The sequence below is a fragment of the Geomonas ferrireducens genome, assembly GCF_004917065.1.
Taxonomy (GTDB): Bacteria; Desulfobacterota; Desulfuromonadia; order Geobacterales; family Geobacteraceae; genus Geomonas; species Geomonas ferrireducens.
Window position 1 is genome coordinate 54,377 of sequence record NZ_SSYA01000003.1, and the last position, 13,161, is coordinate 67,537.

Here is a 13,161-nt window from a genome sequence, read left to right on the forward strand (position 1 = left end):
GGCAAAGGATGAAAACATGAGCATAAAGAATTCGATCATCTTTTTCCCGTTGCTCGTTTTGCTGCTTCTATCCGGCTGCGCCGGGAGCGCCCCGCAGCGCCGGGGAGGCGACTACCGCGAGCTGCAGTGGCCGGCGCTCCCCACCCCCCCGCGCATCACCTGGGTGAAGGAGATCCGCGACTTCGAGGATGCCGGGATCTCCAAAGGGGTCTGGCAGCGCTTCGTCGAACTGCTGACCGGTGAGCCGGACCAGCGCATCGGGAAGCCTTACGGGGTCTACGTCGACCAGAAGGAGAGGATCTTCATTGCCGACGTGGGGCTCGCCGTGGTCCACATCATGGACGCCGACAAGAAGAGCTACACCGTCGTCGGTGGGGGGAGCCCGGCCCTGCGCACCCCGATTGCGGTGACCGGGGACGACCAGGACAACATCTACATATCCGACGCCGGGACCGGCGTCGTCTACCGCTACGCGCTCTCCGGCGGGAAACTGCAGCGCTTCAACGTGACCGCGCTCGATCGTCCCACCGGCCTTGCCTTCAACCCCAACAACCGCTTCATCTACGTCTCCGATACCGCAAGCCACCAGATCGTGGTCTACGACCTCTCCGGCAACGAGCGCTACAGGATCGGCGGGCGCGGCACCGGGGCGGGGCAGTTCAACTACCCCACCGACCTCTTCGTCGACGCCTCCGGGCGCCTCTACGTGACCGACGCGCTCAACTCCCGCATCCAGATCTTCACCGCCAACGGCCACTTCCTGAAGCAGTTCGGCCGGGCCGGGGATACCTCGGGGAGCTTCGCCCGCCCGAAAGGGGTTGCGGTTGACAGCGACGGTCACATCTACGTCTGCGACGCGCTTTTCGACGCAGTGCAGATCTTCAACGACAACGGACGCGTGCTGCTCGACTTCGGCTCGCACGGGAGCAATCCCGGGCAGTTCTGGATGCCGGCAGGCATCTTCATCGGCAAGGGTGATCTCATCTATGTCGCGGATTCCTACAACAGGAGACTGCAGGTCTTCAGGTACCTGCGGGTCGACGACCCGCAGGCAGGCGCCCCGCTGCCGGCGCCGGGTGAATCCAAATGAGAGGGATCACGATCAAGGTAATCCACGCGCTCTGCGCGGCCGCCCTGCTCCTGCCGGGTATCGCGACCGCCTCATCCCAGGGGGCCCGCATCGTCAACACGCCGCACAACCTCTCCGTCAGCGGAGGGGGCGGTGCGCACAACGTAAAGGCGACCGACGAGGTGCGTATCTGCGTCTTTTGTCACACGCCGCACCACGCCGTGAGCGAAGGGCCGCTTTGGAGCCGCAAGTCCAACCTCAGCATCTACGTCCCGTACGCATCGACCACCATCAAGGCGAACCCGCAGCAGCCCAAGGGACCCTCGCGCCTTTGCCTTTCCTGCCATGACGGCGCGGTCGCCATTGGGGTGCTAAACGGCGACTTCACCGTCTCAAGCCTCGGCAAGATCCCGAGCGACACGAACCCGGCGCTCAACGCTAACCTCGGGACCGACCTCTCCACGAGCCACCCGGTCTCCATGACCTACGGGCTCTCCGGCGAGCTGAACGACAAGGGGACGCTCGCCAACAAGGGGATCAGCCTCTCCGAGGACACCTACGTCGAGTGCACCTCGTGCCACGACCCGCACAACAACCAGTACGGCAACTTCCTCGTGCGCGACACCTCCACCGAACACGACCTTCTCTGCCGCGACTGCCACAACAAGACCGACTGGGCGAACGCCGACAACACGCACCGCACCGGCGGGGCGCGCTACGGCAGCTCGATATCCACCCAGGTCGGCGCCGACGGTTGCCGCAACTGCCATCGCCCCCACTCCGCCGAGCGGGGTGTACATCTTCTCAAGCAACCGGCCCCCCTTTCCGGCGAGGAGAGCAACTGCCTCGGGAGCTGCCACTCCGGGTCATCATACAACACGGTGACCGGCATCGACATCGCCACCCAGATCTCGCGCACCTACAGCCATAAGATCCAGCTCTACTCCGGTATCCACAAGGAAGACGAGACGCTGCCGGTGTCGTCCGACAAAAAACACGTGCAGTGCGTCGACTGCCACAACCCGCACCGTTCAGGCTACCAGGGCTCCCCCCTGGGCGACCCGAACCCCGCGGTCACCCCCGCCTCCACCGCGCCGTACGTGAACGGCCCCCTGCGCGGGGTACGCGGCGTCGACGTGAACGGCAACGCGCTCGGTGGGGACGGTTCCGCCCGCTACGAGTACGAGGTCTGCTTCCGCTGCCACCTGGGCGCCTCCGCCTCCTCCTTCAAGACCGCGAGCCTGAGCCGTCCCGTGCGTGCCTTCTCCACCTACGACGAGGGTAAGCGCTTCGCCACGGGGAACCCGTCGTACCATCCGGTCGCCTACGACACGGTGGGTAGAACCGGCAGGAGCCTCCTTTCCTCCCTGCAGAACAGCCAGTTCAGGATCTACTGCTCCGACTGCCATGCCCCGCACGGGTCCGAAGAGCGTTACATCCTGCAGGCCCAGAACGTCGATACCTTCCCCTCGGCCGCGACGTCCTACCCGCTCTGCTTCAAGTGCCATGACCAGCTGTACCTGCTCGACCCGATGAACGTGCCGCACTCCAATTCCGCGACCATGCACCAGTCGCACGTGCGCGACCATAGCGCGCCCTGCTCGGCGTGTCACGACCCGCACGGCGTGCCGAGTTCGCTCTCGGCCAACACCACCAACGGAGCCCACCTCGTCAACTTCGACACGAGGTACACGGGAGACGCCCCGGTCTACAACGCCCCGGCCCGGAGCTGCACCCTGGCCGGCACCTGTCACGCAACCGGTGGCACCAGGACCTATTAGTAAATAGCGACCACGCATCGCGCACCACAAGCCCGCCCGGCTCCAGCCCGGCGGGCTTTTTTATTTCGGCCTATCGGCCTTCGGCCTTCGGCCTGCGCCAAGGCTACGGCCAAGGACTTGGGCCGACAGGCGGTCCCTTGCCCTGACGTCCCCCCCTTTGCGAAGGGGGGACAGGGGGGATTTGCTTTCGCCCCCCCGTAGTCACAGCTGCCCAAAAGGGGGGCCTGCCCCCGTAGTCACAGCTGCCCAAAAAGGGGGGCCTGCCCCCCGTAGCCCCAAAGGGGCGAAGGGGGGTCAGTGAAAGGGCGGCCCCCCTTCCGTGTTATCCCGTGAAAACCCCGTCCCCCCCCCGCGACAAGGCGGCGCCTACCCCCTGGAAGTGCCTTTCCCCAATCTTTTTGCTTCACTCCCAATTAAAAAAAATCATAGCAAATCAAATCCTTGCGCCTGGGCTTTTCCCCTCAGCCCAAAAATAATCGGTCCCGAAATCCACGTGGCACCGCAGTTGCAAAATAGGTAATCGTAGTGCTTTTCGTGGCCATTTTCGGGCAAATGACGGATGGCCCAGCCAGCCGACCAGGCCCAGACAAAGAAAACGAACATGAAAGGAGGAGGTGTCCAAGTTCAAAGTCCATTCAGTGTATCCGTGTAGCACCAAGCAGTAGATGGAATATCATTCAATCGAAAAAAGGAGAGTACAAATGAACAAGAAGATCGTATTATCTGCACTCGGCATCGTTGCTCTGTCCACGAGCATGGCATTCGGCCTCACGGCGCCCAAAGGTGGGGTTGTCGGCTCCATCCACGACATGAACATCTACACCGGCACCACCCCGGACAGCCAGGGCCGCGTATGTGCGTTCTGCCACACCCCGCACCACGCTGCAACCGAAGGCAACGACTACCTCCCGCTGTGGTCGCACACCCTGCCGAACACCTCCTACGTTCCTTACTACAGCGCAACCATCGACTCCACCGTCGACCCCTCCACCATGATGGAAGGCCCGAGCAAGCTCTGCATGAGCTGCCACGACGGCGCTATCGCGGTTGACACCCACTACGCAACCACCGGCACCAAGAAGCTCGACACCGACACCTTCGGCACCGCAGCTATCGCTCAGACCGCTTCGCTCTCCAACGACCACCCGATCGGGTTCGTATTCGACCAGGCTGACGGCGGCGTTGCTAACGGCCCCGTAACCGGCAACCCGGCTGACAACACCCCGAGCGCAGTAGGCAAAGACAACTGGATCCGCCAGAAAGCTGCTACCTACATCGACAACACCAGCCTGAAGATCCAGGATCGTCTCTACGCCGGCAGCCAGGGCCCGATCATGACCTGCGCTACCTGCCACGACGTTCACAACAAGAAAAACGTCGACGACCCGACCAAGACCAACTATCTGCTGCTTTCTCCGAACACCGATTCGAAACTCTGCCTGACCTGCCATATCAAGTAACTTGAAGGGTGGTCGAGGCAGACCGCAGGAAGCATTGAACCAGAAATAAGGGCCGGGCCCTGTGGCACTTCGACCCGCAGTTACTTATGAACACTAAATCGAAAAGGAGAACATATATGTTGAGAAAAGTTGGGTTAGTCTCTACCCTCCTGCTCGCTCTCCCGGCATTCGCCCACGCGTGGACCGTTACGGCGAAAATCGGCAGCGGCCAGGGGTCCGTCACTGACGGCACCAAGGTCATCTCCCTCCCGGTAGCAGCACCGGCGACCGGTTCCATCGGGTACTACAAAGCCGAGAACGTGATCGGCAACAGCCAGACCTTCACCGTCACCCCGGCAGCCGGCTACTCCGTCTCCTCCGTGATCGTGAACGGCGCACCTGTAGCCAACAGCGGCGACGGCACCTACACCATCGGTTCCGGTTCCCCGATCGACAACAGCCAGTCCCTGGTGGTCTACTTCAAGCAGAACCTGCTTACCGTAGCCGCTTCCCAGCCGGACACCACCATGGGCCGTATCGTGCTGCAGGCATGTGACAGCACCGGTAAGACCTTCGGCACCAGGAGCATGGTCAGCATCGCCGGTCTGAAAAGCACTGGCTATGTGAAGGTCACCGCTTACCCGAACGCCAACTACAAAGTTGCAACCGTCGCTGGCGTTACTGCTGCCGGCCTTCAGGGCGAAGTCGTTTCCGTAGTGGTTCCGGCCAGCTCCAACCCGTCGGTTACCGCTACCTTCGACCTGGCACCGGTTGTTAAAGCCGCTCTGTCCGTCAGCAAGAGCGTCGCTAACATGGGCGAGGCCGTCAAGCTGGACGCTGGCAAGACCGCTGCCAACGTTGCCGGCGTAACCTACGCCTTCAGCGCACTTCCGGCTACCGGCGTGGTCATCACCCCCGTTGCAGGCACCGCTACCGCGTACGCCACCTTCGCAACCGCGGGTAACTACACTGTCAAGGTTGTCGCTTCCGCTCCGGGCGCTGCCAACAACGAAGCAGTTGCCGTACTTGACATTGCAGCCACCAACTCCTGCCTCACCTGCCACAACAACAGGAACGCAGACCTCGTCGCCAGGGTTCAGGGTGGCGGCCACGCTTACGCCATCGCAAGCGGCCACGACACCAACTCCTGCCAGCGTTGCCACACCACTGAAGGTTACCAGAACTTCGCCAAGCAGAGCGGCGTTGACTTCGGCGGGTACAACCCGGTCTTCACCACCATCACTAACGTTGATGCCGCTGGTAACAAGATCCTGACCACCGTCGGCTGCTACGCTTGCCACAACAACCACGACAGCGTACTTCAGTCCACCCCGGCTTCTTGGGATCCGAAGTACTCTGCAGGTGGCGCATCCGCTTCCAACCAGTTCAAACTCTGCACCTCTTGCCACAACGTTGTTAACGCAAGCGGCACCCCGATCGCTTCCGGTTCCACCGTTAGCGGCACCGCCACCGTGCAGAAGACCCAGCACTACAAAGACTGGTACCGTAACATCGCTTCCACCCACTACGACCTTCCGACCACCGGCGTTGGCCTGACCACCACCTACGTCGAAGGTTACAACATCCGTTGGAACAAAGAGAGCGCCTGCACCGACTGCCACGGCCACGACTTCAACGTCGAGACTGGTGCTTCCCAGCTTGAGGCTCCGAGCATCCAGACCCAGTGGGCTAAATCCGGCCACGCTGGTAAGCTCCTCCAGCAGAAATGGGATGCCTTTGTTGCAAACAACGCTACCCTCAGCAGGACCCAGGCTACCGCTGCCGCCACCATGGCTGCCGGCGTAACCGGCACCACCGGCGCGGCTTGGGAACACTACAACTGGGATGACTCCACCGGCACCGCTTCCGACCGCAAAGGCTGCCAGAAGTGCCATACCTCCACCGGTTCCGCTAACTACCTTGACAACCCGGTAGCTTACAACCCGGCAAACAACGACTTCAGCCACCTCGTAGGCTGGACCAGCACCAACAAGAAGTCCAACCAGAACGAACTGCTCTACTGCTGGGGCTGCCACAAGTCCGCAGACACCGGTGAGCTCCGTAACCCGGGCGCCATCACCACCGCTGACTACAAGTTCAAAGGCGTCAACGCTTCTTACCCGGACGTCCAGGCATCCAACGTCTGCATCACCTGCCACGGCGGCCAGGCTAGCGGCGAGACCATCACCGCTCTTACCGCAGCAGGCAACACCTTCACCAACCAGAGCTTCGTGAACTCCCACTACATGGCTGCTGCCGGCCTCATGTACGTGAAGAACGGTTACACCAACTTCATCGATCCGGCTACCGTGATCGGCACCAGCACCTACGGTAAGAGCCTTACCTCCGATGCAGACGGCGGCGCCCTGACCTCCACCCACCGCAAACTGGGTACCGCAGCCATCATCGGCGACCACGGTATCACCGCTGAGATGGGCATCGCTGCAGGTGGTCCGTGCGCGACCTGCCACTATGCAAACGGCAACCACGAGCTTGAAATCGGCGCAGATGCCTTCACCAAAGTGTGCGTGAACTGCCACACCGCAGAGGGCACCACCACCCTTACCGCCGACAACTTCAAAACCGTGTTCGTAGAAGAGCAGTCCGTACCGTTCCAGGACGCTCTGTCCCTGGCACTGGCTAAACTCTCCGCCAACTACGGCATCACCTACAACCAGGCTGCTTACCCCTACTTCTACGACGCACGCAACAACAACAGCGCCGTGAAGGACTGGACCCGCGGTGGGCAGCTGACCGCAGCTCAGGCTGAGAAACTGATGGGTGCTTGCTTCAACATCAACCTGCTGAAGCGTGAGCCGGCCGCATACGTTCACGCAAGGACCTACGCACGCAGGCTGCTTTACGACACCATCGACTTCCTCGACGACACCAACATCAACATGTCGGTTGGTGCTTCCGCTGTAGCCTACGACGCAGTCAAGTACGTGAAAGACACCACTGCAGGTGGCACCACCACCGAGTCCTTCAAGTACCTCGCTGGTTACAACCGCACCTCCCTGGTCTGGAACGCTCTCGAGCGTCCGTAGTACCTCTTGAGTAAGATTTGATGAAATACCTTGCCCCGCCTCGAAAGAGGCGGGGTCTTTTTATGGGCGAAGTGCAGGAAATCTGGCTCTTCGTGGAGAAATAGGTTAAGCTTCTTACTCGTTGTTCAGCAAAAGAGGGGGGACGTGCCGTGATCAAAGTCGCAACGCTTATGGCCATGCTCGGGATAGCCTTGTCGGTACAGACAGCCAAGGCCGGGGAGGCCATCATAAGGGAAACGGAAAACGGCTTTTATGTTGAAATGACCGGCGAAAAATCCCCGGAAACAGTGCAAACGACGCAAGCGACGCCACCAGCACAAACCGTTGAAGCACGGCCGGTAGAGAGCAAACCCCAGCCCCAGACGCCCGCGGAGTTTGCCAAGGCCAAGGAAGAAGCTCGTAAGGCGCGTCTTCTGTCGAGACGCCTGAGGGCCGGCTCCGACAGCGACGACTAAAAAAAAAATTCCCCGCGATTTGGCGAGGTGCGCGGCGGCAGACATCCGCTGCGCCAAGCCGTCCCCGCGAAGTCCCCTACCACCTAAAGATCATCGATCAGCTTGATGCTGTCTCCCAGACAGCCCTTCCTTCGGATGTCTTCCCTCGCACAATCTCCTGCACGCCCAAATACGTCAAAACACCAGCTCTACTTCCTAAACATCCGTTTTTGCTGAGCTTTGTACGTAAAATCCCTAAATGTTTTCCATGAACATCCGATTAAGCTTTTGTGTGTTGCGAACAACGGCAGAGGGAATTTACGTCAGCACCGCAGGTGCAGGTCACAATTTCAACGCGCCGGAGAAAGCTCGTCTACTACCCTGCATTGCGGGGACTAAGCTAATATCGTTGAGTCACTGTCGGACGAAGGGTTGGGTGTAGATAATTAAATGAAAGGAGGGGGTAGGTCTGAACTGAAATGCAATGAAATCAGTAGCAACCGCATCATGATGTTCATCACTTCAATGAAAAAAGGAGAGAATCATGAACAAGAAGATGATGTTGTCCGTACTGGGTATCGTTGCAGTTTCCGCAAGCGCTGCTTTGGGAGGTACGACCCCCGGATCCGGGGTCGTGGGTTCCATCCACGACATGAATCAGTATACTGGTGCGACTCAGGATACCCAGGGGCGAGTCTGTGCCTTCTGTCACACGCCGCACCACGCCCTCACCGAGGGAAACGACTACCTGCCGCTCTGGTCTCACCAGCTCCCCAGTACCACCTATATTCCGTACGCATCCGCCACCATCGATGCGACCATAACGCAGGCCACCATGATGGACGGGCCGAGCAAGCTCTGCATGAGCTGCCATGATGGCGCAGTCGCTGTCGATACCCATTACGCGACCACGGCTAACAAAACGCTCACTAGCGACGCATTCGGCGCGCCGGCCGTCGGCCTGGAGGGTTCTTTGAACAACGATCACCCGATCGGCTTCGTGTTTGACCAATCCGACGGCGGTGTTGCCAACGGCCCCGTCACAGGCAATCCGCCGGTCAGCCCCTCCGATAGCACCCAGAACAACGGACCAAGTGGCGTGCACAAGGACAACTGGATACGTCAGAAAGCCGCAACCTATATCGGCAATACAACCCTGACGATCGCGGACCGGCTCTACGCGACGAGCAACGGACCCATCATGACCTGCGCCACATGCCATGACGTCCATAACAAGAAAAACGTAGACGTAGTGAGCGCCACTTCGGTCAACTATCTACTGTTATCGCCGAACGCCGGATCGCAAATCTGCCTCACCTGCCACATCAAGTAGCCGATGCATAAAGAAAGGCCCCCGTCTAGCGGCGGGGGCCTTTGTGCCTTACGTGAAAAGCCTTAAGGTTTAACCCTTCGTTTGTTGTTTTTACGTCCTTATCCCTTTAATCCCCTTCATCCCTGTTAATCGCCTCAGCTTTTGCCTTTCTTTGCGCCTTTGCGTCTTTGCGTGACAAGCTTTGGTTGGTTAGTGCCGACCAAGCGCCGCCTGTGCCCCCATGAGATCCTGCCGATACGCCGCATTCCCCGGCGCGAGACTAACGGCGCACTGATAGAAGACCGCGGCCTTCTCCATGTCCCTGTTCATAATGTGCGCCGTCCCTATTTTGTCGTAGATGTCCGCATCCGTCGGGGTAAGTTGCACCGCCTGCTGATACTGTTCCAGCGCCTGCCTGGTGAGCCCCTTCAGCCGGAAAGCGTCCCCGAGGTTCACGTGCGCGCTCGGAAGGGACTGGTCGAGCCGCAGCGCCTCGCTGAACGCCGCGATTGCCTCGTCGTACTTCCCGTGCTTTCCGAATATCGTCCCGATGAGGTCGAGCGGCTTCGGGTCGGTAGGCGCGAGGCGTGCCGCCGTGGCGGCTTCGCGCAGCGCCTCCTTGGGGAGCTCCGCATTTTCCAGGGCCATGGCGAGATTGTAGTGCGGGCGCGCCTTCCCCGGTGCTTTGGCCGCTGCATCCGACCAAAGGGAACGTGCGCTTCCCCATGCCTCGTTGCGGGCATAGGTGGCGCCGGCAAGGATCAAGGCGACGACCCCGACCACCGCCAAGGCACCACGCTCGGAGAGCCTCCGGAAAAGTAAGGACGCAAGGGCGGCAAGCGCGATGAAGATGCCGACCGACGGAAGATAGACACGGTGCTCGAAAATGACGTCGGCGATGGGGATGAAGCTGGACTCAACCGAGAGGGTGATGAAGAACCAGAGGATGCCGAAGGAAACAAGCCTCCACTCGCGCCCGGTCGAGCGCAGAAGGTAAAGGGCGACGCCTGAAAGGGCTAGCAGAAGGAGTAGCGACAGGAACACCGGCGCCTGAAATAGTGAGTGATAAACAGGAAAGTCGTAATCGAGGTTCTGATGCACCGGGAAGAACAGCAGCCGCAGGTAGGTTACCACCACGGGGAACTGGGTGAGCAGGTAGTCCAGACGCGGAATGCCGGTCTCGACACGTGTCACCGTAGTAACGTCCGAGATGAGCTGCCCGATACTCATCCTGCTCCCCAAAAGGCTCGCGGGCACCACAAGCGTGGTGAGTGCGAAGGGGGCGAGGTACATAAGCTTCTTCGCGGTGGGCAGGCCGAAGAACAGAAACTCGTAAAGCATGATGATGAAAGGAAGCGTGAAGGCGATCTCTTTCGTCTTCATGGCCGCTCCGGCCGCGGCAAGAGAGGCGAGACACCAGAGGATGACCGAACGCGTCGTTTTGCCGCCCAAGTCCAGTTCGAGGCGTGCCTTGACATAACAACAGAGCGAGACGAGGTAAAAAAGGGCACAAAGCGAGGTGAGACGTTGGATGATGTAGGTGACCGCCTGGGTCTCAACCGGGTGGGCAATAAACAAGAGGGCGGCGCAAAGAGGGATGAAGCTGGTTACCGGGCGATGTGCCTCACCGTCCGGTTCAGGCCTTCCCTCCGTGAAGAAGGGGGTGGAAAGCGTCAGCCGGGTGAGGCTGTAGACGAGCCAGGCGGAGATGGTGTGGATGGCGAAATTCACCACATGGTAGCCGACCACCTCAAGCCCGCCGAAGCGGTAGTTGAGCGCGATCGAGAGGTAGCCCAGGAAGCGGCGCGGGTTGTATGCGTAACCGCCGCCGGAGAGGAAACCGTTCAGGTCCCTGATCGCGCTGTTGTTGATGATGGAAGTCTCGTCGTCGAAGATAAAAGGAACGTGGAAGGAGTTCGAGTACGCGACAAGGCCCAGGAGCGCGATCAACAGGAGATGGAAGACCGGGTGCTTAAAGAGAGTTCTGTGTGCCATATCAGCCCTTTCACAACGATTCATTAGCGTTCCGGGGAACATGCGTGCATTCCCTCGACGCAGTAAACATGGCCGACCCTCTGCGAAGGGGGAGGACCAACCTGGAAGACGATTAACAGGGATGAAGGGGATGAAAGGGATAACGTCTTTGCGTGAGAGCCTTCAAGGTTTACCCTTTGAATCGTTTCAAGCCTTTATCCCATTCATCCCTGTTAGAGTGCTTTTCGCCTTTCTTTGCGCCCTGCGGCGGCGCGTTAAAAAAGCTACGCGCCGCGGCGGCAAAGGTCTCTTCACCTATGCAGCATCTGCTCCATCCTCTGCAACTCGGCCCGGTACAGCGGGACGGCCGGCGCCATTTGCGCAGCACTGCGCAGGAACACCACCGCTTTCTCCATATCGTTGGCGTTCGCCAGGGCGAGCCCCATCTTGTAAAAGATGCTCGCGTCGCCCGGCGTCAGCCTCAGGGCAATCTCGTATTCATCGAGCGCCTTCCGGGTAAGCCCGGTAAGCCGGTAGACGTCGCCAAGGTTCATATGGGCGCTGGCGAACCCGGGGTCGAGCCGGATCGCCTCATCGAGCGCTGCGGCCGCCTGCACGTAGTTCCTGTTTTTCCCCATGATCTGCCCGATCAGGTTGTAGGCCAGCGGGTTGGACGGCTCGTAGCGGACCGCCTGAAGGGCGTGCGCAAGTGCCTCATCGCTGCGGTTCTCCTGCGCCAGAAAACGCGCCAGGTTGTAATGCGGCCTCCCCTTTTGCGGGGACTTTTGCACCACGTCGGACCAAAGGCTGATCCCGCTTTGCCATACCTGGTTGCGCGCGAAAGTGGCGGCGGTGAGCACCACGACGACTACGCCGAGCGCGAGCGCACGCACGCGGGCCGGGTACCTCTTTAGCAGCAAGAAGGCGAAAACGGCAAGCGCCGCAAAGGCGCCGACCGAGGCGAGGTAGACCCGGTGCTCGAAGATGACGTCCGGGATGGGGATGATGCTCGACTCGACGGAAAGGGTGACGAAGAACCAGAGGATGCCGAAGGAGGCGAGCCGCAGCAGGGGCTCTCCCTGCGCGCTGCGCCGCAAGAGAAACAGGGCAAAGGCGAGGAGGGCCAGGAGCAGCGCGAGCGACAGCAGCACGGACGGGGCGGCGAGGGAGTGCTGGATCGGGAAGTCGTAATCCAGGTTCTGCCCCACGGGAAGAACGAGCAGGCGCAGGTACCTTGCTATGACGGTGAACTGGGTGAAGAGGTAATCAAGGCGTGGCAGAGCCGGGGTGACCCGGGCTGCCGCGTCGAGGTCTGAAAGAAGCTGCCCGATGGGGCGGCCCGTCCCTAAGATGCTGAGCGGGACGACCAGCGAACCGAGGACGACCGGGGCGAGCAGGATGAGCTTTTTCAGCGCGCTCATGCGGAAGAAAAGAAACTCGTAGATCAGGATGACGAAGGGGAGGGTGAAGGCCGTTTCCTTGGTTTTCATGGCGCAGCCGGCGGCAACGACGGCGCCTGCGTACAGCATGAGCGCCTTCCCGAGATTCCCCTCCCGCTGCTGGAGCACACGGGCCTTGCCGTAGCAGTAAAACGACAGGACGAAGAACAGCGTGACGAGCGAGGCGAAGCGCTGGATGATGTAGGTGACCGCCTGGGTCTGGATCGGGTGGGAGACGAAGAGGAGCGCCGCGCAGAGCGGGATGAACCGGGGGAGTTCAGGCTCGAGGGGGGCTTCCGGGTGCTCCGTGAAAAAAGGGGTCCGAAGCGTAAGCAGGACGAGCCCGTACACGAGCCACGCGGAGGCGAGGTGGACCGCCAGGTTGAAGACATGGTACCCGGTCACGTCCATCCCGCCGAAGTGGTAGTTGAGGGCGACGGTCAGGTAGCCCACGAACCTGCGCGGGTTGTAAGCGTACCCGGCCCCCGAGAGGAAGCGGTGCAGGTCCTGGATGAGGGCGTTTTCCACGATGGACCCCTGGTCGTCGAGGAAGAAGGGGACCGTGAAGGAATTCGCATAGGCCAGCAGGCCGACTATGGCGACAAGGAACAGATGAAAGGCGGGTCTCGATAACAATTTCATAGCAGGTGTTTCCTTCACGATGTT

8 protein-coding genes are annotated in these 13,161 nt (G+C 60.5%); 6 read left to right on the top strand and 2 right to left on the bottom strand.

From position 1 onward, the window contains the following. Positions 1 to 16 precede the first annotated feature (16 nt). The 6 genes from E8L22_RS16120 (at position 17) to E8L22_RS16145 (ending at position 9,103) form a co-directional block, all read left to right on the top strand. Entirely contained in the window at positions 17 to 1,090 is a 1,074-nt protein-coding gene (locus E8L22_RS16120; protein ID WP_136526174.1) for an L-dopachrome tautomerase-related protein, read from the top strand. Then, the gene (locus tag E8L22_RS16125) at positions 1,087 to 2,850 is read left to right on the top strand and encodes a cytochrome c3 family protein (RefSeq protein ID WP_136526175.1); all 1,764 of its coding nucleotides are present in this window, start codon (positions 1,087 to 1,089) and stop codon (positions 2,848 to 2,850) included. The genes E8L22_RS16120 and E8L22_RS16125 overlap by 4 nt, the downstream gene beginning before the upstream one ends. Positions 2,851 to 3,551: 701 nt before the next feature. Beyond that, a complete protein-coding gene (locus E8L22_RS16130; protein WP_136526176.1) occupies positions 3,552 to 4,310 on the top strand; it encodes a hypothetical protein in 759 nt (252 codons plus the stop codon). Positions 4,311 to 4,426: 116 nt separating this feature from the next. After that, the gene (locus E8L22_RS16135) at positions 4,427 to 7,336 is read left to right on the top strand and encodes a hypothetical protein (RefSeq protein WP_136526177.1); all 2,910 of its coding nucleotides are present in this window, start codon (positions 4,427 to 4,429) and stop codon (positions 7,334 to 7,336) included. A 149-nt stretch (positions 7,337 to 7,485) separates the two neighbouring features. Beyond that, entirely contained in the window at positions 7,486 to 7,791 is a 306-nt protein-coding gene (locus E8L22_RS16140; RefSeq protein WP_136526178.1) for a hypothetical protein, read from the top strand. 523 nt (positions 7,792 to 8,314) lie between these two features. Then, the gene (locus E8L22_RS16145) at positions 8,315 to 9,103 is read left to right on the top strand and encodes a hypothetical protein (RefSeq protein ID WP_136526179.1); all 789 of its coding nucleotides are present in this window, start codon (positions 8,315 to 8,317) and stop codon (positions 9,101 to 9,103) included. Positions 9,104 to 9,292: 189 nt separating this feature from the next. Here the strand turns inward: E8L22_RS16145 and E8L22_RS16150 are convergent, their stop codons facing one another. Next, positions 9,293 to 11,077, bottom strand: coding sequence for a tetratricopeptide repeat protein (locus E8L22_RS16150; RefSeq protein WP_162604855.1), 1,785 nt, complete (start codon positions 11,075 to 11,077; stop codon positions 9,293 to 9,295). A gap of 290 nt (positions 11,078 to 11,367) precedes the next feature. Beyond that, on the bottom strand, positions 11,368 to 13,137 hold the full coding sequence (locus tag E8L22_RS16155; RefSeq protein ID WP_136526181.1) for a tetratricopeptide repeat protein: 1,770 nt from the start codon (positions 13,135 to 13,137) through the stop codon (positions 11,368 to 11,370). Positions 13,138 to 13,161: the final 24 nt, after the last annotated feature.

Bases quoted from the DNA above. Each gene is read 5' to 3' on its own strand.
- E8L22_RS16135 (WP_136526177.1), top strand. From the start codon at position 4,427: ATGTTGAGAAAAGTTGGGTTAGTCTCTACCCTCCTGCTCGCTCTCCCG.
- E8L22_RS16155 (WP_136526181.1), bottom strand. From the start codon at position 13,137: ATGAAATTGTTATCGAGACCCGCCTTTCATCTGTTCCTTGTCGCCATA.
- E8L22_RS16130 (WP_136526176.1), top strand. From the start codon at position 3,552: ATGAACAAGAAGATCGTATTATCTGCACTCGGCATCGTTGCTCTGTCC.
- E8L22_RS16145 (WP_136526179.1), top strand. From the start codon at position 8,315: ATGAACAAGAAGATGATGTTGTCCGTACTGGGTATCGTTGCAGTTTCC.
- E8L22_RS16150 (WP_162604855.1), bottom strand. From the start codon at position 11,077: ATGGCACACAGAACTCTCTTTAAGCACCCGGTCTTCCATCTCCTGTTG.
- E8L22_RS16120 (WP_136526174.1), top strand. From the start codon at position 17: ATGAGCATAAAGAATTCGATCATCTTTTTCCCGTTGCTCGTTTTGCTG.
- E8L22_RS16125 (WP_136526175.1), top strand. From the start codon at position 1,087: ATGAGAGGGATCACGATCAAGGTAATCCACGCGCTCTGCGCGGCCGCC.